19 protein-coding genes and 3 pseudogenes are annotated in these 21,982 nt (G+C 63.4%); 14 read left to right on the top strand and 8 right to left on the bottom strand.

Annotation, left to right across the window (positions count from 1 at the left end):
• Positions 1 to 39 precede the first annotated feature (39 nt).
• A complete protein-coding gene (locus tag N7E02_RS11465; protein WP_286582042.1) occupies positions 40 to 840 on the bottom strand; it encodes a potassium channel family protein in 801 nt (266 codons plus the stop codon).
• A 182-nt stretch (positions 841 to 1,022) separates the two neighbouring features.
• Between N7E02_RS11465 and N7E02_RS11460 the strand changes: the two genes are divergently transcribed.
• Both N7E02_RS11460 and eutC read left to right on the top strand, forming a co-directional pair.
• Complete coding sequence (locus tag N7E02_RS11460) at positions 1,023 to 2,414, top strand: ethanolamine ammonia-lyase subunit EutB (RefSeq protein WP_286582040.1); 1,392 nt, start codon at positions 1,023 to 1,025, stop codon at positions 2,412 to 2,414.
• 2 nt (positions 2,415 to 2,416) lie between these two features.
• The gene (gene eutC, locus N7E02_RS11455; protein ID WP_286582038.1) at positions 2,417 to 3,220 is read left to right on the top strand and encodes an ethanolamine ammonia-lyase subunit EutC; all 804 of its coding nucleotides are present in this window, start codon (positions 2,417 to 2,419) and stop codon (positions 3,218 to 3,220) included.
• A gap of 3 nt (positions 3,221 to 3,223) precedes the next feature.
• On the opposite strand, the gene N7E02_RS29615 is transcribed toward eutC, so the two are convergent.
• The 3 genes from N7E02_RS29615 to leuC form a co-directional block, all read right to left on the bottom strand.
• On the bottom strand, positions 3,224 to 3,457 hold the full coding sequence (locus tag N7E02_RS29615; RefSeq protein ID WP_353622874.1) for a 3-isopropylmalate dehydratase small subunit: 234 nt from the start codon (positions 3,455 to 3,457) through the stop codon (positions 3,224 to 3,226).
• A gap of 20 nt (positions 3,458 to 3,477) precedes the next feature.
• Complete coding sequence (locus tag N7E02_RS29610; RefSeq protein ID WP_353622873.1) at positions 3,478 to 3,753, bottom strand: 3-isopropylmalate dehydratase small subunit; 276 nt, start codon at positions 3,751 to 3,753, stop codon at positions 3,478 to 3,480.
• Between the two features lie 82 nt (positions 3,754 to 3,835).
• Positions 3,836 to 5,251, bottom strand: coding sequence for a 3-isopropylmalate dehydratase large subunit (gene leuC / locus N7E02_RS11445; RefSeq protein WP_286582037.1), 1,416 nt, complete (start codon positions 5,249 to 5,251; stop codon positions 3,836 to 3,838).
• Positions 5,252 to 5,399: 148 nt separating this feature from the next.
• Between leuC and N7E02_RS11440 the strand changes: the two genes are divergently transcribed.
• A complete protein-coding gene (locus N7E02_RS11440) occupies positions 5,400 to 6,134 on the top strand; it encodes an SDR family NAD(P)-dependent oxidoreductase (protein ID WP_286582036.1) in 735 nt (244 codons plus the stop codon).
• 61 nt (positions 6,135 to 6,195) lie between these two features.
• Here N7E02_RS11440 and N7E02_RS11435 read toward each other — a convergent pair whose 3' ends face one another.
• The 4 genes from N7E02_RS11435 to N7E02_RS11420 all read right to left on the bottom strand — a co-directional run bounded on the left by N7E02_RS11435 (position 6,196) and on the right by N7E02_RS11420 (position 9,606).
• Positions 6,196 to 6,624: an organic hydroperoxide resistance protein gene (locus tag N7E02_RS11435; protein ID WP_286582035.1), complete on the bottom strand. Its 429-nt coding sequence runs from the start codon at positions 6,622 to 6,624 to the stop codon at positions 6,196 to 6,198.
• A gap of 19 nt (positions 6,625 to 6,643) precedes the next feature.
• A complete protein-coding gene (locus N7E02_RS11430; RefSeq protein ID WP_286582033.1) occupies positions 6,644 to 7,195 on the bottom strand; it encodes an NAD-dependent epimerase/dehydratase family protein in 552 nt (183 codons plus the stop codon).
• 5 nt (positions 7,196 to 7,200) lie between these two features.
• Positions 7,201 to 7,608, bottom strand: coding sequence for an NAD-dependent epimerase/dehydratase family protein (locus N7E02_RS11425; protein WP_286582031.1), 408 nt, complete (start codon positions 7,606 to 7,608; stop codon positions 7,201 to 7,203).
• Between the two features lie 180 nt (positions 7,609 to 7,788).
• On the bottom strand, positions 7,789 to 9,606 hold the full coding sequence (locus N7E02_RS11420) for an oxidoreductase (RefSeq protein ID WP_286582029.1): 1,818 nt from the start codon (positions 9,604 to 9,606) through the stop codon (positions 7,789 to 7,791).
• A 172-nt stretch (positions 9,607 to 9,778) separates the two neighbouring features.
• On the opposite strand from N7E02_RS11420, the gene N7E02_RS11415 reads away from it, so the two are divergent.
• The 11 genes and pseudogenes from N7E02_RS11415 (at position 9,779) to N7E02_RS11365 (ending at position 21,977) form a co-directional block, all read left to right on the top strand.
• Positions 9,779 to 10,366 carry a GntR family transcriptional regulator gene (locus tag N7E02_RS11415; RefSeq protein ID WP_286582028.1) on the top strand — a complete coding sequence of 196 codons (588 nt, stop codon included), beginning with the start codon at positions 9,779 to 9,781 and terminating at the stop codon, positions 10,364 to 10,366.
• 205 nt (positions 10,367 to 10,571) lie between these two features.
• A complete protein-coding gene (locus N7E02_RS11410; protein WP_286582027.1) occupies positions 10,572 to 11,783 on the top strand; it encodes an ABC transporter substrate-binding protein in 1,212 nt (403 codons plus the stop codon).
• Between the two features lie 131 nt (positions 11,784 to 11,914).
• On the top strand, positions 11,915 to 12,784 hold the full coding sequence (locus N7E02_RS11405; protein WP_286582026.1) for a branched-chain amino acid ABC transporter permease: 870 nt from the start codon (positions 11,915 to 11,917) through the stop codon (positions 12,782 to 12,784).
• On the top strand, positions 12,784 to 13,773 hold the full coding sequence (locus N7E02_RS11400; protein ID WP_286582024.1) for a branched-chain amino acid ABC transporter permease: 990 nt from the start codon (positions 12,784 to 12,786) through the stop codon (positions 13,771 to 13,773). The genes N7E02_RS11405 and N7E02_RS11400 overlap by 1 nt, the downstream gene beginning before the upstream one ends.
• 10 nt (positions 13,774 to 13,783) lie before the next feature.
• Positions 13,784 to 14,530 carry an ABC transporter ATP-binding protein gene (locus N7E02_RS11395; protein ID WP_286582023.1) on the top strand — a complete coding sequence of 249 codons (747 nt, stop codon included), beginning with the start codon at positions 13,784 to 13,786 and terminating at the stop codon, positions 14,528 to 14,530.
• A complete protein-coding gene (locus N7E02_RS11390; protein ID WP_286582021.1) occupies positions 14,523 to 15,224 on the top strand; it encodes an ABC transporter ATP-binding protein in 702 nt (233 codons plus the stop codon). Before N7E02_RS11395 ends, N7E02_RS11390 begins: the two co-directional genes overlap by 8 nt.
• A gap of 52 nt (positions 15,225 to 15,276) precedes the next feature.
• Positions 15,277 to 16,170 carry an isocitrate lyase/PEP mutase family protein gene (locus N7E02_RS11385; RefSeq protein ID WP_286582020.1) on the top strand — a complete coding sequence of 298 codons (894 nt, stop codon included), beginning with the start codon at positions 15,277 to 15,279 and terminating at the stop codon, positions 16,168 to 16,170.
• Positions 16,167 to 17,912, top strand: a pseudogene (locus tag N7E02_RS11380) (hydantoinase B/oxoprolinase family protein). The gene N7E02_RS11385 and the pseudogene N7E02_RS11380 overlap by 4 nt, the downstream one beginning before the upstream one ends.
• Positions 17,909 to 19,970, top strand: a pseudogene (locus tag N7E02_RS11375) (hydantoinase/oxoprolinase family protein). Before N7E02_RS11380 ends, N7E02_RS11375 begins: the two co-directional pseudogenes overlap by 4 nt.
• Positions 19,967 to 20,581 carry a cysteine hydrolase family protein gene (locus N7E02_RS11370; RefSeq protein WP_286582018.1) on the top strand — a complete coding sequence of 205 codons (615 nt, stop codon included), beginning with the start codon at positions 19,967 to 19,969 and terminating at the stop codon, positions 20,579 to 20,581. The pseudogene N7E02_RS11375 and the gene N7E02_RS11370 overlap by 4 nt, the downstream one beginning before the upstream one ends.
• Positions 20,578 to 21,977 (top strand): annotated as a pseudogene (locus N7E02_RS11365) (FAD-dependent oxidoreductase). Before N7E02_RS11370 ends, N7E02_RS11365 begins: the two are co-directional and overlap by 4 nt.
• The last annotated feature ends 5 nt before the right edge of the window (positions 21,978 to 21,982 follow it).

Raw genomic sequence — 21,982 nt, 5'->3', positions numbered from 1 at the left:
TCATCAGCTCGCTATAGCACAGTTTTACAAGACGCGCGGTTAGTGGCCTTCGTCGGGAATATTGAGCAGATGCCCGCAGGCCTTGCAGTGTACGGCGTCGGTGTCATGCCGCTGCAGGCCGCATTGCGGGCAGGGGAAGCGCACCTTGTTCGGCCGCACGATCGCCTGCGCCAGCCGCACGAAGAGCGAGATGCCGATGATCATGGTGACGACCGAGGTCAGCTTACCGAGCGTGCCGGGAAGTGTGATGTCGCCAAAGCCGGTCGTGGTGATCGTCGCAACGGTGAAATAGAGGGCGTCGACAAAACCCTCGCCGCCATCGCGATTATAGAAGAAGGTCGTGTAGACGAAGCCCGTGACCATGAACAGGAAGACGAGGAAGTTCAGGCAGGCCCGCGTGACGTCCTCCAGATGCAGGCAGCCGAAGCGGCGCATGACTTCCTTCAGTAGTGGGCTCCGGCCGATCGCCCAGATGCGCATGACACGCAGAAAGGCAAAATTGAACAGCGTGTCCGGAAACATGAGTGTAGCCAGGATCACGAGATCGACCCAGGTCATCGGGTTCTTCACGAACCGGCCAAGAGACGGTGCCGCCAGCGACCGCGCGATCAGTTCGGCTGCGATCCAGACGGCGATCATGTAGTCAATGATCAGATAGGACGGTCCGTCGCGGAGATAGGGGCCAAGCAGGAAAAAGGCGAGGATGCAGATGTCGATGAAGGCGAGCAGCGCCTGCCAGCGCAAGGCCCAGGTGTCTCGCCCCTTGGCGATGCGGCGGATGGTGTCGCGCAGGGCTTCGATATCGAAACGCGAATTGGTTGGTGTGCCTTGAGAATCCATGGATCCTAAATATTAGGCGCAGGCGATAGGTCAAGCACGCCAGTCTTGCGGGCGCATGGTAATATTGAACTTGAAATTGCGTCCGGTTCTCGTGCTTAATTCCGCAAGGGGCACAGGTCGGAGGAAGCTCGCGTCCCACGGGAGGCCTATATATTCTAACCGTTCTGGCGGGTTGATCATCCATGGGTTTTACGACGACGATCGAGCAGACAGTATTCCGCTTCGATGATTTGAAGGATCTTCTGGCAAAGGCGACGCCGGAGCGATCAGGTGACCAGCTCGCGGGAATTGCGGCCGAGGGGCCTGTCAAGCGACTGGCAGCGCAGATGGCGCTGGCGGACCTGCCGCTCAAGGCGTTTCTGGTCGAGGAGGTGATTTCATCAGACGATGACGAGGTCTCCCGGCTGATCGCCGCGCGGCATGATCCGGCAGCCTTTGCCGCCATTTCCTCGCTCACCGTAGGCGAGTTGCGCGAATGGCTGCTCAAGCCCGAGACGACCCATGACCGGCTCGAAGCGGTCACCTGGGGCCTGACACCGGAAATGGTGGCGGCGGTATCGAAGATCATGCGGCTACAGGACATGATCGCGGTCTCGGCCAAGCGTCGCGTCGTCACCCGTTTCCGCAACACGATCGGGCTTGCCGGCCGGCTTTCAACCCGCAACCAGCCCAATCACCCGACAGACGACAGCCGCGGCATCATCGCCTCGGCCATCGACGGTCTGCTGATGGGCTCCGGCGATGCTGTGATCGGCGTCAATCCGGCCACCGATGCGGTGGACGATTACATCCGCATCGTTTCGTTGCTGGACGAATTGCGGGAAAAGCTCGCCATCCCGACCCAGACCTGCTGTCTCGGCCATGTGACCACCGCGATCCAGGCGATCGAACGCGGCGCGCCTGTCGACCTCGTCTTCCAGTCGGTGGCCGGCTCACAAAAGGCCAATCACGGTTTTGGCGTCGATCTTGCGGTTCTGAAAGAGGCTCACGAGGCGGGGCAATCGCTGAAGCGCGGCATGCCGGGGGCGAACGTCATGTATTTCGAGACGGGACAGGGCGCGGCCCTCTCGGCCGACGCGCATTTCGGCGTCGACCAGCAGACGATGGAGGTGCGGGCCTATGCGGTGGCCCGTGAATTCGATCCGCTGCTCGTCAACACCGTCGTCGGCTTCATCGGGCCGGAATACCTGTTCAACGGCAAGCAGATCATCCGCGCCGGCATCGAGGACCATTTCTGCGGCAAGCTGCTCGGTTTGCCGATGGGCGTCGACGTCTGCTACACCAACCATGCCGATGCCGACCAGGAGGACATGGATACGCTGCTGACGCTGCTCTGCGCGGCCAATGTCAATTTCGTCATCACCGTGCCGGGCGCGGACGACATCATGCTGAACTACCAGTCGCTCTCCCATCACGACGCCGTCTATTGCCGCGAGACCCTGAAACGCCCGCCGGCGCCGGAATTCGAGGCGTGGCTCAAAGAGATCGGGCTGACTGATCGCGACGGTGCTCTCGTCGGCGAGCCGGCGGCGCTGTCGAGCTATATGCACACAGCCAGATTGATCGGGGCGTGACGATGGGAAAGATAATCGAACCCGCAGGCGGTGCGTCGTCAGATTCCGATATCTCCGAAACCGGCCAGACACTCGACCTTCGCCAGATGACCGATGCCCGCGTTTCGCTCGGCCGCCATGGTGCCGGCTTGCCGACACGGGCGCAGCTCTCCTTCCTGCTCGACCATGCAAGAGCCCGCGAGGCGGTGTGGACGAGCGTCGACCGGGCGGGACTGGAGGAACGGCTCGCCGCGGGCGGGTTCACGACCGTGCATGTGGAAAGCGAGGCCGGCGACCGGAGCACCTATGTGCGCCGGCCCGATCTCGGGCGGCTGCTCGGTCAAAACTCGACCAAAACGCTGACGGCGCTGGCTGCGGGCGAGACATTCGACGTCGCGATCGTCGTTGCCGACGGATTGTCTTCGAGCGCTGTCGATCTCAATGCCGTGCCGCTGATCGAGGCGCTGGCGCCGAAGCTGACGGCGGTCGGGCTGGTGCTCGCACCGATCGTGCTTGCCGCTCAGGCGCGGGTGGCGCTGGGCGATCCGGTCGGCCATGCGCTCGGTGCGAAACTTGCCATCGTGCTCGTCGGCGAGCGCCCCGGCCTTTCGGCGGCCGACAGTCTCGGTGCCTACATCACCTACGGCCCGAAACCGGGAAACCCGGATTCCGGCCGCAACTGCGTGTCGAACATCCGCGACGGCGGCCTGCCGATCGCCGAAGCCGCGACCATCATCGCCGCGCTGGTCAAGGACATGACCCGAACCGGCGTCAGCGGCGTGGCGCTCAAGGCAGCCGTGGCAAAGCTTGGATCATCGGGTGTCTGAGGCCTACTCCGCGCCCGGTTGCTGAAGCCACGGATGCCGTTCGCGATCGGCTTCGCCATAGCGGGCGATGTCGGCGGCATAGCTTGCCGTGAGGTCCAGATCGTCCCAGCCGTTGAGCAGCTTCGTGCGCCAGACCGGTTCAATCTCGAGACGGAAGACGTGATTGGCGAGGCGGATTTCCTGCGTCTCCAGATCGACCGAAATCGTCTCGTGACCACCCTCCAGCAATGCCAGCATTTCCTCGGCATCCTCCTCGCTCACCCGGGCCGGGAGCAGGCCGTTGTTGACCGAATTGGACGAAAAATATCGCCGAAGCTTGGGGCGATGACGCAACGGAAACCGTAGTCGACCAGAGCATAGACCGCCGCCTCGCGCGACGAGCCGGCGCCGAAATTGCGGCGGGCGACGAGGATCTCCGCGCCCTGGCGGTTCGCCGCATTGAGCGGGAAATCGGCGATCGGCCTGCCTTCGCCGTCGAAGCGCATGTCGTGCAGCAGGTACTGGCCGTAGCCTTCGGAGCGCGAGCGCTTCATGAAGCGGGCGGGGATGATCTGGTCGGTATCGACGCTGGCGAAGGGCAGGGGGCGGCCTTGGCGGACAGGGAAATGAAGGGTTTCATGCGCGTCCTCCCATCAGGTCGCGGACATCGGTCAGGCGGCCGGTGACGGCGGCGGCCGCGACCATCGCGGGCGACATCAGATGCGTGCGGGCCTTCGGGCCCTGGCGGCCCTTGAAATTGCGGTTGGTGGTCGAAGCGCAGCGCTCGCCGGGCGCCACGAGATCGCCATTCATGCCGACGCACATGGAACAGCCGGAATCGACCCATTCGAGACCGGCATCGATGAAGATGCGGTCGAGCCCTTCCTGTTCGGCACGCTGCTTGACGACGGAGGAGCCGGGCGAGACGAGGCCGGGAACGGCTGCCTTGCGGCCGCTGAGCACGGCGGCGGCGGCGCGCAGATCCTCGATGCGGCTATTGGTGCAGGAGCCGATGAAGACGCGGTCGATCGCAATCTCGGAGAGCGGCTGGCCGGCTCTCAGCCCCATGTAATCGATTGCCTCGCGGATATGCGCCGAACGGGATTCGTCGTGGATGGCGTCGGGCACCGGCACTATGCCGCTGATCGGCAGCGCATCTTCCGGGCTGATGCCCCAGGTGACGATGGGTGCGATGTCGCGGCAGTCGATGGTGATCTCGCGGGCGAATTCCGCGTCTCCGTCGCTGTCGAGCGAAAGCCATGCCTCGATCGCCTCATCGAAGATTTGGCCCTGCGGTGCCAGCGGCCGGCTGCGGAGAAAATCCACCGTCGTCATGTCGGGTGCGACCAGACCGCAGCGAGCACCGCTTTCGATCGAGAGGTTGCAGAGCGTTAGGCGGCCTTCCATGGAAAGCGCCCGGACTGCCTCGCCGGCATATTCGATCGCGTGACCCTGCGCGCCGTCGGCGCCGATCGTGGCGATCATGGCGAGCGCCATGTCCTTGGCGCTGATGCCGAGGCCGAGCCTGCCGTCGAAGCGGACGCGCATCGTCTTCGGCCTCTTCTGCCACAGCGTCTGCGTCATCAGCACATGGGCGACTTCCGAGGCACCGATGCCGAAGGCGATGGCGCCGAATGCGCCGTGAGTGGAGGTATGACTGTCGCCGCAGACGATCGTGGCGCCGGGAAGCGTGATGCCCTGTTCGGGGCCGACCACATGGACGATGCCCTGGCGGGGATCGTTCAGCCCGTAGATGCGCACGTCGTTTGCCAGACAGTTGGCCTCAAGCTGGGTAATCATGCCGGCGATGGCCGGATCGGTGTGGTTGAGGTCGCGGGTCCGGGTCGGGGCGTAGTGGTCGACCATGCCGAAGGTGAGGTCGGGGCGGGAGACCTTCGCCTGCTTTTCCTTCAGCTTGTTGAAGCCGTGGAACGAGCCTTCATGCACGAGATGGCGGTCGATGAACAGCAGTTGCTGGCCATCCGCCTGGCTGGCGACCACATGGTTCTGCCAGATCTTGTCGAACAGGGTGCGGGGTTCCGCCTTGGTCATTCTTCCTCTCCACTCGCCACTCTCACCATTGTCTCGGCGGGTAATGGCCCCAGAATCTGTATTGTTAATAATACAGATTTAATTTGCAAACGATTTCGCGATCGGCCAGTTTCGGGCCATTCGCAATTCTTGATGAAAGGTCAGCCCCATGTCCGAGAACCAGCCGCTGAAGGGCCGCGTCGCTATCGTCACAGGCGCCGGCGGCGATATCGGCTATGCGATCGCCAAGCGCTTTGCCGAGGCCGGCGCTTCGGTGGCGCTGCTTGACCTTCATGCCGTCGAGGCGAACGAACTGATGCTTTCCATCGCCTGCGACATCGCCGAACCGACATCTGTCGAAGCTGCGATCGAAAAGGTTGTCGCCAAGTTCGGCCGCATCGATATCGTCGTCAACAATGCGGCGGCCGAAACGCCGCTCGGTAGCGTCTGCGAAATTCCGCTCGAAAGCTGGAAGCGGACGCTCGACGTCAACCTGACCGGCGCCTTCCTGCTCTGCAAATACGCTATTCCTCACATGCGGGTGCAGGGCGGCGTCATTCTCAACATCGCCTCGCAGCTCGGCCATGTGACGACGCCGGGCAGGGCTGCCTATTCGGCCAGCAAGGCGGCGCTGCATTCGCTGACCAGAAGCCTCGCGCTCGATCATGCGGGTGATGGCATTCGCGCTGTCAGCCTGTCGCCGGGTGCGGTTCTGACCACTCGCGTCACCCGTCAGGCGGGCGGCGAAGAGCAGGCGGTTGCCGCCCTTGCGCCGCTTCATCCGATCGGCCGCATCGGCACGCCGGAAGAGATCGCGGCGACCGCGCTCTTCCTGGTGTCCGATGGTGCGGCCTTCATCACCGGCACGGATGTGCTGGTCGATGGCGGCTACACGGCGCGATAGCGGCTCTTTGATCTTACGCAATTCCGGACGCAAAACCGGCTTCCACTTTTGCTGGAATTGCTTATTCCGCAAGGCTGAGCGTGACCTCGACATTGTTGCGGATGGCGTTGGAATAGGGGCAGGTCTGGTGCGTCAGTTCCAGCAGCGCCTCGGCGTCGGCTTTGTCGATGCCGGGAATGGTGACGGTCATCCGGACGGCGAGGCCATAGCCCGGAGCATCCTCGCGGGGGCCGATATCGACCGCGCATTTGATTTCCGGCGTGCCGATCTCGAGCTTCTTCTGCTTGGCGAGAAAATCCATGGTGCTGATGAAGCAGGCGGAATAGCCGGCGGCGAAGAGCTGTTCCGGATTGGTGCCGCCAGTGCCGGGGCCAGCCATGCTCTTCGGCTTGACGAGGGTGAGCTTCAGTTCGCCCTGCCCGTCGGTCGCCTCGGCTGTGCCGGTGCGTCCGCCCTTCGCGATGGCTTCGGCGGTGTAGATTACCTTCATCTGTCTCTCCTTGGATGTGTCAGTGGGTCTGGTTCGCGAGCCATGCCGCATAGTCGTCGCAGGCCTCGGCCGGTGGCATGAAGCGGAAGCCGAAATCGCGTTCGAATTTGGCGCCCGAAATCGGCTGGCGGGCTTTCGACAGGTCGTCGTTGAAGGCGATCGCGCTGTCGCTGGCGTCGTCCTTGCCGGCCTCGTAGGTCCAGCCCGGATAGGCCTTCGACAGTCGTTCGCAGAGCGTGCCGACATGCCAGGTCTCGCCGAGGCTGAGGTTGTAGAGGTCGGACGGCAGGGTTTCGGCGGTCGCGAGGATCGCGAGGGCATGGGCGATGTCGCGGCTGCTCGTCCAGTCGCGCGCGCCGCCGGCCGGCAGGCGAACGGTTTCGCCGGATGCGGCCTTGGCGGTCAGCTGATAGGGCGGACTCATCGTCTCGCGCACGCCGGTCTCGTGCTCGTGCGGGCCGAAGACGGCGGTGATCCGGGCTCTGGCGACCGAGAGACCGAAGCTCCTTGCGGCCTCGACCACCAGCCGCTCGCTGGCAAGCTTGGTGAAACCGTAAAGCGTCGTCGGCATCGGGTTCACGTCTTCGGTGACAGGAGCGCCTTCGAAGGGGCAGCTCCATAGACGGCCGATGAACTCGGGTAGACGAAGCGGGTGATGCCGGCCTTTCGGCCTTCTTCGAGCAGCATCGCCGTCGAGACGGTGTTGACGTCGAAGGCATCGGTGGCGGTGGCGATGGCGCTTTTCGGGCCAAGCGTGATGGCGGCGGCGTGGATGATCGTCCTGATGCCATGGCGGGCGAGGATTGTGGCAACGGCGGCACGGTCACGCACATCGGCGCTCTCGACCGCAAGGCCCTTCATCGCGGCGAAGGCGGGTGGCAGCGGGCGGTTGTTGAGGGCAACGACGCTTTTGCTATCGGCCAGCAGGACCTCGATGAGATTGAGGCCGATAAAGCCGCCGGCGCCGGTGATCAGGATGGTCATGGCTGGTCTCTTCTCCCTAATTCAGTTCTCAATTCAGTTCTCTGGCGGCCACATGGGCGTGGTAGACGGCTTCGAGCGCCGTGCGTGGCGCAAGATTGTCGCCGATCTGGCGCACGGGGACGCCGAGGGCGCGAAGCTCGCGGAACAGTGTCTGGTCGGCGAAATTGTGCTCGGCGGCGATCAGGGCGGTGACGCCCGAATGGGTCTCCTCTCGCCGGTCGAAAGATCCTCGACGGTGAGGGTGCTGCCGTCATAGGCGGCGACGCGATGCAGGGTAGCGATTTTCACCTTGCGCTCGCGCAGCCGTTTCAGATTGGCGAGCGTCGAATAGATGGTGGTACGCCAGGCGATGCCGCCGATCGGCGAGTAGAAGGTGACGCGCTTGCCGAGATCGGCGAGATGTTCGGCCAAAGTCAGCGCCGCCCATTCGCCGGTGCGATCGAAGAGGGCGACGTTCTCCCCAAGTGCTTGCGGGTTCTGCAGGGCTTCGACGATGGTGAGCGCCTTGCCGCCGGGGATGGCTGCGGACACGGGCGTCGAACCGATGGCGAGAAACACGGCGTCTGCATCGAAGGCGGCGATCGCCGCGGCATCGGCCGGCTTGCCGCATTCCACCGTAACGCCCAGCCGCTCCATGTCGGCGATCTGCTCCGCCATCAGCGAAGATAATTTCGAGCGCTTCGGCATTTTGATCGCGTCCCGCAGCTGACCGCCGAGGGCATTGCCCTTTTCCCAAAGCGTGACCTTGTGGCCGCGGGCGGCGGCTGTTCGGGCCGCTTCCAGCCCGGCCGGGCCTGCGCCGACTACTAGAAGCGTCTTCGGCTGCGTCACCACCGTCTCCGCCAGATCCATCCATTCTCCTTCCAGCCCCGCGCGCGGGTTGACGAGACATCGGATCGGCAGGTTCTTTTCCAGCATGCCAGCGCAGCCCTGGTTGCAGGCGATGCAGGTGCGGATCTCGTTTTCGCGACCCTCGACGGTCTTCTTCACGATCGCTGGTTCGGCGAGATGGGCGCGGGCCATGCCGACGGCATCGGCGCCGCCACTCGCAATCATCGCCTCCGCCTCGTCCAGCTTGGTGAAGCGACAGACGGCGAAGACCGGCATGATGTGGCCGGCGGCATGCAGGGCGGCGCGGATGCGGGCGGGGAGTTCGCGAAACGGTGCGGGATCGATCGCCATGTCGGCCATTTGCGAGGCGAGCGAATAGGAAGCATGATAGGCCGAGTGCGAGATGTTGAAGAAATCGATCTTCGATGCTGCAGCGATCGCCGGGGCGATCATCTCCGCCTGGTCGATGGTCATTCCGCCTTCGACATATTCCTCGCCGCTGAGGCGCACCCCGAGACAGAAGTTTTCGCCGACTTCGGCCCGCACGGCGCGCAGCACCTCGATCGGAAAGCGCATCCGGTTTTCCAGCGAGCCGCCGTAGTCGTCCTCGCGCTTGTTCGAGAGCGGCGAGAGGAACTGCTGCAGCAGGTGGCCGTGGGCCATCTGCAACTCGATGCCGTCGAAGCCGGCGGCGACGAGATGGCGGGCGGTGAGCACATGGCCCTCGATCACCGCGTCCATGTCGTCCCGCTCCATCGGACGGGGCGGCAGGGCGGAGGTGGACCAGGGTAGGGGCGAGGGGCCGAAGGAGACGGTGCGCTCGAAATCGCCTTCCACCTGGCGGCCGAGATGGATGATCTGGCCGAGGATGCGGGCACCTTCCGCCTTCACCGCATCGGTGATCTTTCGAAAGGGCGCGATGCAGGCCGGGTCGAAGCCGCAGACGGCCTGGGGGCGTCCGAGCGAATTGGCATGGACGCGGATCGATTCGAAGATGATGGCGCCGACGCCGCCTTTTGCTCGCTCCCGGTGATAAGCCAGATGCCGTTCGCTCGGCAGGTGGTGCTCGCCGAAATTCGTCGTGTGGGCCGGGACGATGATCCGATTGCGAAAAGTGAGGTGTCCGACCTCCAGCGGACTGAGCGCATGCGAAAAAGCTTGCATCATCGCGATTTCGTTCCCGTATTATATTGCACTGCACATAGGCAATCTTTGTTGTTGGCTGTTATATGGGCATTGACGATATCTGTCATCTACAATATACAAAAGCTGTATTAAAAATAAGATAGATTGGGGAACTGGCTTGAGGCCGGCAACTGAACCGCTGAAGACACAGAAAGTGTATCTTCTGCTCCGCGACAGGATCGTCTCGGGGGAGTTGAAGGCGGGTGTTCGTCTGCCCAGCGAGCTTGCGCTCGCAAGCCAATACGAAGTCTCGCGCGTCACCATCAGGCTGGCGCTCGACCTGCTTGCAAAGGAAGATCTCGTCGAAAAGCGGGTCGGATCCGGCACCTATATCAAGGGTGCCGTCTTCGGCCAGCCGGTGACGGCCGACCTTTCCAATGCCTTTGCGCATCTGATCGAAATGGGGCGGTCGACGGCCGTTCAGCTCATCTCGTTCGAATATGTCGAGGCGCCTGCAAGAATTACCGAGGCGCTTCGTCTCGAAGATGACGAGCGCGTGCAGAAATCCGTACGCGTGCGTTCCTTCGATGATGTTCCCTTCTCCTATCTCACGGCCTACGTGCCCGAGCGTATCGGGCGCGGTTATTCTCGCGAGGATCTCGCCAATCTTGCCCTTCTCGAGCTGATCGAGCGCTCCGGTCTGAAGACCGAAACGGCATGGCAGGAAGTGGGTGCGGTCCTTGCGAATCCGGAAGTGGCTGAGGCGCTCGGCATCGGTGTGGGGTCACCCTCATCGCGCTGACCCGCGTCGTCTACGGAAGGGGCGGGCAGGGCATGGAGTATCTTCAGGCCCTCTACCGTCCCGATCGTTACAGCCTGCAAATGAACCTCGTACGCAAGGGCAGTGAAGGGAGCCGGCACTGGAGCCCCACGTCCGAGGTCTATCGGAGCGAGCGCGATAACGGCCCCCGCGCAGGCAAGAGGATGGTGAAGAAATGAAGACGCTCATGAACTCCGTATCCCGGCGTACGCTGCTGCAGACCGGCGGCGCGCTGGCTGCAACGCTTGCCGCACCCGGCCTCATCCGGGCGCAGGCGCCGACCGTCAAGATCGGTCTCCTGCAGCCGATGACCGGGGCTTTCGCCAATGACGGCGACCTCGCCAAGATCGGCGCGGAATACGCCATCAAGGAAATCAACGACGCCGGCGGTATCAAGTCGCTCGGCGGCGCCAAGCTCGAACTGATCGTCGGCGATAGCCGCTCCAACGCGGAAGCCGGCGCGCAGGCGACCGAGCAGCTGCAGGCCGATGGCGCTGCGATCGTCGTGGGCGGTTTCGCCAGCGGCATCGCGATGACGGCGACGCAGGCTGCGGCCCGCTACGAACTGCCCTTCATCATCGACTGCGCCGTTTCCGACGCGCTGATGACCCGCAACCTGAAGAACGTCTTCCGCTTCAATCCGAGCTTCTCGATGGCGGCGGATGTGGCGCTCAAGAACCTCGTCATCATCAACGATGCTGCCAGCAAGGCTGCCAAGACCGTCGCGATCGTTCATGAAGACGGTCTTCTTGGTTCGGGTCTCGCCAAGCTGATGCAGGCGCGCCTGCCGGAACTCGGCTTCGAGGTCGTCGAGACGATCTCCCATCCGACGCCGGCCCGCGACATGAACAATGTCGTGCTGCGCCTGCGCTCGCTGCAGCCCGATCTCATCATCCCATCGCATTATTTCAACGAATTCGTTCTCTTTGCCCGCACGCTGCAGCAGCAGCGGGTCAAGCCGAAGGGTATCTACGCCCTCTTCGGCGGCGCGGCGTCGAGCTACAAGTTCGTCAGCGAATTCCCGGAAGCGGCCGAAGGCGTCATGGACGTCAACCACTGGGGCGATCCGAAGAACCCGATCAACGACAAGCTGATGGCAGCCGTGAAGGATGCCGGCAAGTTCTACGCCTACAACACGCCGATCAATTACTCGGTCATCCAGGTCGCCGCACAAGCGCTGGAAATGGCGAAGAGTGCCGATCGCGGTGCGATCACCGAAGCGCTCGCCAAGAACGAGTTCGACAGCGGCGTGATGCCCTACGGCAAGTCGAAGTTCGACGCCACCGGCCAGAACGTCAATGCGCTGCCCCTCAACACCCAGGTTCAGGGCGGCGAGATCAAGGTCATCTACCCGGATCAGTTCGCCCAGGCGAAGCCGAAATTCCCGGCCAACGGCTGATCCCTTGACTACGGCAGGTCCGGGGCGGCGCTTTCGCCCCGGACCACCCCGGCAATGCAAGTCCGGCAACTGAACTCGGCAAATGACCCAGCATGGGAAATCCGGCCTGGGAAGTCCGGTAAGGGAAGTTCATGTATTCACCGATCATCATCGTCGAAGCGCTGGCCAACGGATTGATGCTCGGGGCTGTCTATGCCCTGATCGCTCTCGGCCTGACGCTGATCTACGGCGTTCTTCACATCGTCAATTTCGCCCACGGGGCGCTTCTCACCGTCGCCATGTATGTCGTCTGGCTGGCATTCGAGAAGTTCGGCCTCGACCCTTATCTTTCCATCCTGTTCGTGACGCCCTTGATGTTCGCGCTCGGCTATGCCTTGCAGCGCTTCATCATCGGCCCGGCCAGCCATGGCTCTGACAACGGCATCCTGCTCGTGACGCTCGGGCTTTCCATCGTCATCCAGAACCTGCTTCTTGCGGGCTTCAGCTCCGATACGCTGACGATCGCCACCGACTACGCATTCGGCGTGGTGCCGATCGGACCGCTGCTTCTGTCGCTGCCGCGGGTGATCGGGCTCGGCGTCTCCATCCTGACTGCGGTTCTCCTCTGGTTCGTCCTCAACCGTACCGATATCGGCAAGGCGATCCGGGCGGTGGCCAAGGAGAGGTTTGGTGCAAGCCTCGTCGGCATCAATGTCGCGCATGTCTATGCCATGACCTTCGCGCTCGGCACGGCCTGTCTGGCGATCGCCGCCGGCCTGCTGATGCCGACCTTCTATGTGAGCCCGACCACCGGCGCGGCCTTCGTGCTCGTCGCCTTCACCATCGTCGTTCTCGGCGGCATGGGGTCGATCCTCGGGGCGTTGGTCGGTGGATTGCTGATCGGTGTCGTGGAGGCGGTGTTCAGCCTGTTCCTCGGCGACAGCCTCGGCCAGATCGGCATCTTCCTGATCTTCATCCTGGTCCTGCTGTGGAAGCCGACCGGCCTGTTTGGAGCGCGATGATGATTATGAAGAATATCGAATTTATCTGCGCGCTCGCCTTCCTCGTCCTGATCGGCGCACTCGCGCTTGTCGGCCTGCCCGGCAATATCCTCAACCTCCTGATCTTCATGATGATCGTCGCCTTGACGGCACAGGGCTGGAACATGCTCGGCGGTTACGGCGGCCTGTCCTCCTTCGGCCATGCGGCCTTCTTCGGTACCGGCGCCTATGCGACGACAATCCTGCAGACGACTTTCGGCATCAATGCCTGGATCGGGCTCTTTTGCGGCGTGGTCCTCGGCGCGCTTGTCGGTGCCCTAATAGGGTTCCTCAGCTTCCGGGCGGGCCTCAAGGGGTCCTATTTCGCACTGATCACGCTCGCCTTCGCGGAAGTGCTGCGCATTCTCGCCAATAGCTGGGAGTTTACCGGCGGCGCGGCGGGCATGATGGTGTCGCTGAAGAACGGCTTCTGGGACCTGCAGTTCTCCGACCGCAGCTACTTCCTGCTCATCCTGATCGTCTTCGTGGCGCTCGGCCTGTTCCTCACCCGCTGGCTGGAGCGCCTGGCCTTCGGCGCCTATCTGATCGCGTTGCGTGAGAACGACCAGGCAGCGCAGGCGCTCGGCGTCGATATTTTTAGGGTCAAGATGCAGGCGATCACGCTGTCGGCGGCGGTCACGGCACTTGCGGGCAGCCTCTACGTGCAGAACTTTCTGTTCATCGATGCCAATGTCGCTTACGGATCGTGGATCTCCATCGAGGCGCTGTTTGCGGCGATCGTCGGTGGGGCGGGTACGATCGCGGGGCCGCTGATCGGCTCGGTGCTGCTCTTGGGCTTGGGCGAGATCACCAAATCCTTCTCCGGCGGCGTTGCCGGTATCGACCTTGTCGTCTTCGGCATCGTGCTCGTGCTCTGTGTCGCCTTCGCGCCGAACGGTATCCGCGGCTTCGTCGCCGATCTCTATCGCCGGCGGACTAACCGTCCCCCAACCAGCACCAAGATCGTGTGAGGAGAGAGCCATGTTGAAGGCACACAATCTCACCAAGCGCTTCTTCGGCCTCGTCGCGGTCGACAATGCCTCGATCGATGTACCGGAAGGCTCGATCACCGGGCTGATCGGCCCGAACGGTGCCGGCAAGACCACGCTGTTTGCCATGGTGGCGGGCTTCCTGCCGCCGAACGAGGGCAGCGTCGTCTTCCAGGGCGACGACATCACCAGTGAGAAGCCGCATCTACGCGCCCGCCGCGGCCTTGCCCGGACGTTCCAGATCGTCCAGCCGTTTGCCGGTTTGAACGTGCGCGACAATATCGCCGTCGGCGCCTATCTGCACACGAAGGATCCGACCGAGGCCAAGCGCCGGGCGACGGAGGTCGCCGAAAAGGTCGGCCTCGGGCGAGAACTCGACAAGCTGGCTTCCGGGCTGACGATCGCCGGCCGCAAGCGGCTGGAACTGGCGCGGGCGCTCGCAACCCAGCCGAAGCTGCTGCTGCTCGACGAGGTTCTGGCCGGGCTCAACCCGTCAGAAATCCGCGACGTGCTGCCGATCATCCGCAAGATCCGTGAGGAAGGCGTCACCATCCTGATGATCGAGCACATCATGCAGGCGGTGATGAACCTCTGCGACAGCGTCTACGTGCTCTCCCAGGGCAAGATGATCGCGAGCGGCGAGCCGAAGGTGGTCTGCACCGATCCGGCGGTCATCGAGGCCTATCTCGGCCATGGTGCTGCGGCCCGCATGCAGGCGGAAGGAGCGGAACATGCTTGAGATTTCCGACCTCAGAGCCGGCTATGGCGGCACCGAAGTGCTGCGGGGCCTGAGCCTTTCCGTGGGCAAAGGCGAGGTCGTCGCCGTGCTCGGCTCCAATGGTGTCGGCAAGACGACGCTGAACAAGGTGCTGTCGGGTGTCATGCCGGCGCGCAGCGGTTCGATCCGCTTCAACGGCGAGGATATTCTCGGCTCCAGCGCCAAGCGGGTGGTGGAAGCCGGGCTGATCCATGTGCCGGAGGGGCGCAAGATCTTCCCGAACCTCACCATCCTCGAAAACCTGGAACTCGGCGGCTATTGCCGGCCGCGTTCGGTGCGCAAGGCCAATATCGAGAAGGTCTTTGCGATCTTTCCGCGGCTGAAGGAGCGGACGAGCCAGTATGCCGGCACGATGTCCGGCGGCGAGCAGCAGATGCTGGCGATCGGGCGCGGCCTGATGGGCGAGCCGAAGCTTCTCATCCTGGACGAACCGTCGCTCGGCCTTTCGCCGCTCTTGGTCGAGGAAATGTTCTCGCTGATCAAACGGCTGTCCGATGACGGCCTGCCGATCATGCTGGTGGAGCAGAATGTGGTGCAGTCGCTGGAGCTCGCGAGCCGGGCCTACATCCTCGAAAACGGCGCCGTGGCGCTTTCCGGAGACGCAGAAAAGCTACGGGCCGATCCCGAACTCAAGCGGGCCTATCTCGGCCTGTAGCAGCAACAAGAACGCGGCGGAAAAGCCGGAAACACGACAAGGAAGAAACCAAATGACCCTGGCCCGTCACCTCAAAAGCGGGGGCAATGTCGTCGCCCCCGGCGTCTTCGACGCCTTGACCGCGTCGATCGCCGAAACCGCCGGCTTCAAAGCGCTCTATCTGAGCGGCGCGGCGATCGCCTATACCTATCTCGGCCGGCCGGATATCGGGCTCGTGTCGATGGCCGAAGTCGCCGACCGGATCGCCATGATAGCCGACCGGGTGTCGACGCCTATTATCGTCGATGCCGATACGGGCTACGGCAATGCACTCAACGTGCAGCGCACGGTGCGCCTGTTCGAAAAGATGGGCGCGCAGGCGATCCAGCTCGAAGACCAGACGACGCCGAAGCGCTGCGGCCACCTGAACGACAAGTCGGTGATCTCGGCCGGCGAGATGGTCGGCAAGATCCGCGCAGCCGTCGATGCCCGCAGGAGCGAGGACACGCTGATCATCGCCCGCACCGATGCGCTGCAGATGGAAGGTATCGAGCGGGCGATGGAACGCGCCAATCTCTACGCCGAGGCCGGCGCTGATATCCTTTTCGTCGAGGCGCCGAAATCCGGCGACCAGCTGGGGTCGATCGCCGTTTCACTCAAGGGTGTTCGCCCGCTCGTCGCCAACATGGTCGAAGGGGGTACGACGCCGATCCACAATGCGGCCGAGCTTGGCGAACTGGGCTTCCAGCTCGTCATCTTCCCGGGCGGCGTGGTGCGCGCCATGGCCCGCACCGCGACCGAATATTACAAGTCTCTCGCCGAGAACGGCTCGAACGCCCCGTTCGCCAGCCGCATGTTCGATTTCAACGGGCTGAACGCGCTGATCGGCACGCCTGAGATGCTCGAACTCGGCGCAACCTACGAAGACAAGACCGATACCAAGGACAGAAATGAGGATGCGGCATGAGCTCGCTTGATCCTGTAACGCTTGACCCTGTAACGCTGGCCATCCTCAAGGGACGGCTGGAACAGATTGCCGACGAGATGGACGCGACGCTCTATCGCTCCGCCTTTAACCCGACGATCGCCGAAGCCAAGGATGCCTGCCACGGCATCTACCACGCCGAGACCGGCGATACGCTGGTGCAGGGCACGTCCGGCCTGCCGATCTTTGTCGGCGCCATGGCCTTCGCCGTCCGCGCCGTCATCGCCAAGGTGGCGCGGGAAGGTGGGCTGACGGAGAAGGACACGTTCATCTTCAACGACCCCTATGAAGGCGGCACGCATCTGAACGACTTCCGCCTCGTGCGGCCGATCTTCCGCGACGGCAAGCTGTTCTGCTGGATGGCGTCGGTCGGTCACTGGCTCGATATCGGCGGCAATGTTGCCGGCAGCTATAATCCCAAAGCGGTCGAAAGCTTTCAGGAAGGCGTGCGCATTCCGGTCGTCAAGCTCATCTCCGCCGGGAAGATGAACAACGACATCATCGAGATCATCTCGGCCAATTCGCGCGTGCCTATGTCCAACTGGGGGATCTGAATGGTCAGCTCAATGCGCTCGATCTCGGCGAAAAGCGGCTCGGCGCGCTGCTGAAGGAATATGGCGCGGAGACGATCGAAGCCTCGTTCGAGGCCTTCTCCAACCGCGCCGAAGCGCTGATGCGTTCCGCTATCTCCTCGATGCCGGACGGCACCTACAGTTTCGAGGACGTGCTGGATAATGACGGCATTACCGACGAAATGCTGACGGTCGCGCTCGACCTGACGATCTCGGGCGATACGATGGCGCTCGATTTCTCCCGCTCCACACAGGCGGCGCAGGGCCCGATCAACATCTCGCGGTCCACGACGATTGCCGCCTGCTATGTGGCGCTGAAGCATATCTTTACCGAAGTGCCCGCCAATGCCGGCTGCCTGCGGCCTATCTCGTTCAACATCGTCGACAACTCGCTGCTCGGCGCCAATGCGCCGAAGCCGGTTGCCGGCTATACCGAAACCATCCTGCGCCTGATCGGCGTCGTGCTCGGCGCGATCGCGCAGGCCGATCCGGACCGCGCGACGGCAGCCCCTTCGGCACCATCAATGCGCTTTCCGTCGCCGGCCACCGGCAGAACGGGTCACGCTGGGTGATGTTCTCCTTCTTCGGCGGCGGCCTCGGCGGCAACCCGGTTTCCGACGGGCTGAACCACGCCAACAACCCGATCTCGACGGCCACCATTCCGCCGGTCGAAATTCTCGAAGCGGCCTATCCTGTCATGTTCACCCAATGGGCATTGCGGCCGGATCTCGGCCGGTGCCGGCGTGCATCGTGGCGGGTTTGGCGCGGTTTACGAACTGGAATTGCTGGGCGGCGGCGATGTGGCGCTGCTCGGTGAGCGCGGCAAGCAGGCCCTGTTCGGCGTACTCGGCGGCGAGCCTGCAGCGCTCAACCGCTTCTTCTGGCAGACCGAGGATGGCGAGGCTTCCTCCGATGGCGTCGAAGATCACCGATCTCAGGCTTGCCGCCGGCAAGCGTATTCGCCTCGAAACACCCGGCGGCGGTGGCTGGGGTGATCCCCATCGGCGCGACCCGGAAAAGGTGCTGCATGACGTCAAGCTCGGTCTCGTCAGCGTGGCCCAGGCGAAGGCGCTCTACGGCGTGGTGATCGGAACGGACGGCGAAATTGACATGCAGGCCACCAATGACCTGCGAAATGGAGTGGCAGCGTGAGCAATCTCGGAACCATCGTCGGCGTCGATGTCGGCGGGACTTTCACCGATCTCTTCTATTTCGACGAGGCGCAAGGCCGGTTTCGCACCAACAAGGTGCCGTCGAACCGCGGCGACGAGGCTGTCGGTTTCCTCGATGGCCTGAAGGGTTTCGGCGAGATCAAGGGGCTGGATCTCGATCGTTCATGGCACGACGGTCGGCACGAATGCGCTTCTGGAACGCAAGGGCGCCAAGGTTGGCCTGATCACCACCGAGGGCTTTCGCGATGTCTTGGAAATGCGCCGCCGCGACCGTCGCCATACCTGGGGTCTGTGGGGCGATTTCGTGCCTGTCGTCGAGCGTGATTTCCGCATGGAAGTGGCCGAGCGGACGCTGGCTGACGGCACGAAGCGTGAGGGCGTCGATGCGGCTGCGGTGCGCGCTGCCGCCGAGAAGCTGAAGGCGATGGGCGCCGAGGCGCTGGCGATCGTCTTCGTCAACGCCTTCGCCAATCCGGACAACGAGGAAGCCGCACTCGCTGCCGCCCGGTCTGTCTGGCACAATGAGAACGTCGCCTGCTCGACGCAGATCCTGCCGGAAATCCGTGAGTTCGAACGCACTTCGACGACGGTGCTGAACGCCTATCTGCAGCCGGTCGTCGGCTCATATTTGGGCAAGTTGGAAAGGGCACTGGAAGGCGAGGATTTTGCCGGGCGTTTTCATATCGTCCAGTCGAATGGCGGTGTCATGTCCACCGAGACGGCGCGGCGTCTGCCGGCGCGCACGGCGCTGTCCGGTCCGGCTGCGGGCGTGATTGCGGCGGCAGCGATTGCTGAAGCTGCAGGCTTCCCGAACGTCATTACCGGTGACCTCGGCGGCACCTCATTCGACGTGTCGCTGATTGCCGACGGCAAGGCGGCGCTGGCGGCGCAGACGACGATCGACTTCGGTCTCGTCATCCGCACGCCGATGATCGAGATCACCACGATCGGCGCCGGTGGCGGCTCCATCGCCCATGTGGATGCCGGTGGCCTGTTGCAGGTCGGCCCGGAAAGCGCCGGCTCGCGGCCGGGTCCGGTGTGCTACGGCCAGGGCAATACGCGTCCGACGCTGACGGACGCCAATGTCGTGCTCGGCCGCATCAATGCGGATCGCCCGATCGGCGGCAAGCTTGCCCGTCTCGATGTCGAGGCGGCGAAGAAGGCGATCGACGAGCATGTGGCAAAGCCGCTCGGTCTCGGCGTCATGGAAGCAGCGGAAGCGATCGTCAGGATCGCCGACAGCCGCATGGCGGGCGCGATCCGGCTGATGTCGATCGAGCGGGGGCATGATCCGCAGAAGTTTGCGGCCGTTCCATTCGGCGGCGGCGGGGCGTTGCATGTCTCAGCACTGATCAAGGATGTGGGACTGAAGGCCGCGCTTGTGCCGCGTTATCCGGGTGTCACCTCGGCGCTCGGCTGCGTCATCGCCGATATCCGTCATGACCAGGTGCAGACGCTGAATATCTTCCTCGACGGTATCGATATCGAGGCGGTCGGTGCGCGCATGGTCGAGGAAGCGGGCAAGGCCCGCGCCGTGGTCGAGGATGCGCGGCTTTCCATGGAGCGGATCGATACGCTGTTCGAACTCGACATGCACTATGTCGGCCAGACGCATACGGTGCGGGTGACGCTTCCGGCGCGTGTCGAGGGCGGCAAGGCGGATGTCTCGGCGCAGATGATCCGCGAGGCTTTCGAGACGGCCTATCAGGCGTCCTTCAGCCGGCTCCTGCCCGGCGTGCCTATGCGTATCGTCAACCTGCGTACCAGCGCCATCGGCATTCGCCCGAGTTTTGATCTGAAGGCACTCTCTGCCCCGACCGATACGACCGTTGCGTCGGCAACGACCGGCACACGACAGGTCTGGTTCGATGGCGCGTGGCACGACACGACCATCTATGCCCGTCTCGACCTGCCGGAAGGTTCCGAAATCCAGGGGCCGGCGATCCTTGAACAGCCGGACGCGACCACCGTGGTTTCGCCGGACTTCAAGGCGCGGGTCGATCTTTATGGCAATGTCATCGTGGAGCGTAAGGCATGAGTGGGCATCCGATCCCGATCGAAAAGACCGGCCTCATCATCGTCGACCTGACGAACGACTTCATGGCGCCGGAAGGTGCCTATGGTCGGGCGAAACAGGGCGCGCCGGAGATCGCGGCACTGCCGGAGCGGATCAAGCCGCTGGTGGACCTGATGCGCGCCAAGGGCGGCTATATCATCTCCGCCCAGTTCACGCTGGTGCCGGCCAAGGGTGGCGAGCCGATTATCTCGCCGCATCTGAAGGAACTGCGGCCATTCCTCGGCAAGGGCGATTTCGCGCCCGGGAGCTGGGGCAACAGCCTGATCGACAGCCTGGCACCTGCAGATCTGGTGGTCGAGAAGGTCGCCTATTCGTCCTTCTACATGACACGCCTCGAATGGGTGCTGCGCAAATGCGGTATCGAGAAACTGCTGGTCGGCGGCATCGTCACCAATGGCGGCGTGTCGTCCACGGTGCGCGATGCGCATGTCCGCGACTTCGAGACGATCACGCTTTCCGACGGTTCGGCCGCCTTCTCGGTGGAGACCCATGAGACGGCAATCGCCGCTTTGAAGCCTGTCAGCCGTATCGCGACGATCGCCGAGATGATCGCGGAGTTCGAAGCGCGATGAGCAGGGTCGAATTCTCGGATCGGGAATTCGAACTGAGCGTGCCGCTCGTCATTATCGGCGGCGGAGCGGCGGGGCTGGTGGCGGCGCTTGCCGCCAAGGCGGAGGGCATCGATCCGCTCGTGCTGGAACGGGATACCGTGCCGCGCGGCTCGACGGCGCTTTCGGCCGGGCTGATCCCGGCGCCCGGTACGCGCTGGCAGAAAGCTGCAGGCGTGGATGATACGCCAGAGACATTCGCGGCCGATATCGCGCACAAGGCTGATGACGAACCGGATCCAGGTCTCGTCCAACTCGTCACCGAAACAGTCGGCCCGACGCTGGAATGGCTGGCCGACGCGCATGGGCTGCCGTTCTCGCTGGTGGACAACTTTCGCTATCCCGGCCATTCGCAATTGCGGATGCATGGCCTGCCGTCCCGCTCCGGCGAAGAACTGATCGACCGGCTGCGCACTGCCTGCGAACAGGCCGGCATCGACATCCTCACCGATGCGCATGCCGACAAATTGATCGCGAGCGCCGATGGCAGGATCCGCGGCGTCGGGCTGGAGCGGCCGGACGGAGGTCGCGAAGAGATCGGCTGCGATGCGTTGATCCTTGCCTGTAACGGCTATGGCGGCAATCCGGCGCTGGTGGCGGAGCATATTCCGTCGATGCGCGAAGCGACCTATTTCGGCCATACGGGCAATCAGGGTGATGCGCTTCTCTGGGGCGAAGCGCTTGGGGCTGCGACCCGCCATCTCGGTGGGCATCAGGGCCATGGCTCGGTGGCGCATCCGGTCGGCATCCTGATCAGCTGGGCGACGATCATGGAGGGCGGCTTTCAGGTGAATATCGAGGGCCGGCGCTTCTCCAACGAGGCGAAGGGTTATTCCGAACAGGCGGCCAATGTGCTGTCGCAGCCGGATGGCTTTGCCTGGACCGTGTTCGATGCGCGCATCGCCGATATTGCCCGCCAGTTCGAGGACTTTCGCCAGGCGGAACAGGCGAAGGCGATCATCGAGGCCGATACGATCGAGGAACTGGCAACGAAAATGCAGGTCGATCCTGCGGCTTTGTCTTCCACGCTTGATGCCGTCGAGGCAGGCAAGAGGCAAGGCCAAGCCGATCTTGTCGGGCGTGATTTTGCGGGGATCCCCAACTTGCCGCACCCTACCGAGCCGTTAGGGTGACGGGAGCACTGTTCCATACTCAAGGCGGGCTATCGATCGATAACGAGGCTCGGGTCATCCGGCAGGATGGTTCGGCAATTGCCAACCTGTTTGCTGTGGGTGGTGCCGCCTGCGGTGTCTCCGGCAGCAGCGCCAGTGGTTATCTCTCAGGGAATGGGCTGCTGACCGCTGTCGCGCTCGGACGGGTAGCAGGTATCTCCGCTACGGCTTTGCTTCGCGGTGACTGACCGAC

The sequence above is a fragment of the Terrirhizobium terrae genome, assembly GCF_030323265.1.
Taxonomy (GTDB): domain Bacteria; phylum Pseudomonadota; class Alphaproteobacteria; order Rhizobiales; family Rhizobiaceae; genus Neorhizobium.
This window is presented reverse-complemented; position numbering and strand designations above follow the sequence as displayed.

Coding starts and splice junctions, on each gene's coding strand:
- N7E02_RS11425 (WP_286582031.1), bottom strand. CDS start 7,608: ATGACCATCCTGATCACCGGCGCCGGCGGCTTTATCGGCCTCAATCTC.
- N7E02_RS11440 (WP_286582036.1), top strand. CDS start 5,400: ATGTCCGAGAACCAGCCGCTGAAGGGCCGCGTCGCTATCGTCACAGGC.
- N7E02_RS11465 (WP_286582042.1), bottom strand. CDS start 840: ATGGATTCTCAAGGCACACCAACCAATTCGCGTTTCGATATCGAAGCC.
- N7E02_RS11405 (WP_286582026.1), top strand. CDS start 11,915: ATGTATTCACCGATCATCATCGTCGAAGCGCTGGCCAACGGATTGATG.
- N7E02_RS11395 (WP_286582023.1), top strand. CDS start 13,784: ATGTTGAAGGCACACAATCTCACCAAGCGCTTCTTCGGCCTCGTCGCG.
- N7E02_RS29615 (WP_353622874.1), bottom strand. CDS start 3,457: ATGCTGGCATTGCTGGAGGGTGGTCACGAGACGATTTCGGTCGATCTG.
- N7E02_RS11420 (WP_286582029.1), bottom strand. CDS start 9,606: ATGATGCAAGCTTTTTCGCATGCGCTCAGTCCGCTGGAGGTCGGACAC.
- N7E02_RS11460 (WP_286582040.1), top strand. CDS start 1,023: ATGGGTTTTACGACGACGATCGAGCAGACAGTATTCCGCTTCGATGAT.
- eutC (WP_286582038.1), top strand. CDS start 2,417: ATGGGAAAGATAATCGAACCCGCAGGCGGTGCGTCGTCAGATTCCGAT.
- N7E02_RS11400 (WP_286582024.1), top strand. CDS start 12,784: ATGATTATGAAGAATATCGAATTTATCTGCGCGCTCGCCTTCCTCGTC.
- leuC (WP_286582037.1), bottom strand. CDS start 5,251: ATGACCAAGGCGGAACCCCGCACCCTGTTCGACAAGATCTGGCAGAAC.
- N7E02_RS11385 (WP_286582020.1), top strand. CDS start 15,277: ATGACCCTGGCCCGTCACCTCAAAAGCGGGGGCAATGTCGTCGCCCCC.
- N7E02_RS11410 (WP_286582027.1), top strand. CDS start 10,572: ATGAACTCCGTATCCCGGCGTACGCTGCTGCAGACCGGCGGCGCGCTG.
- N7E02_RS11430 (WP_286582033.1), bottom strand. CDS start 7,195: ATGCCGACGACGCTTTACGGTTTCACCAAGCTTGCCAGCGAGCGGCTG.
- N7E02_RS11435 (WP_286582035.1), bottom strand. CDS start 6,624: ATGAAGGTAATCTACACCGCCGAAGCCATCGCGAAGGGCGGACGCACC.
- N7E02_RS29610 (WP_353622873.1), bottom strand. CDS start 3,753: ATGAAGCGCTCGCGCTCCGAAGGCTACGGCCAGTACCTGCTGCACGAC.
- N7E02_RS11390 (WP_286582021.1), top strand. CDS start 14,523: ATGCTTGAGATTTCCGACCTCAGAGCCGGCTATGGCGGCACCGAAGTG.
- N7E02_RS11370 (WP_286582018.1), top strand. CDS start 19,967: ATGAGTGGGCATCCGATCCCGATCGAAAAGACCGGCCTCATCATCGTC.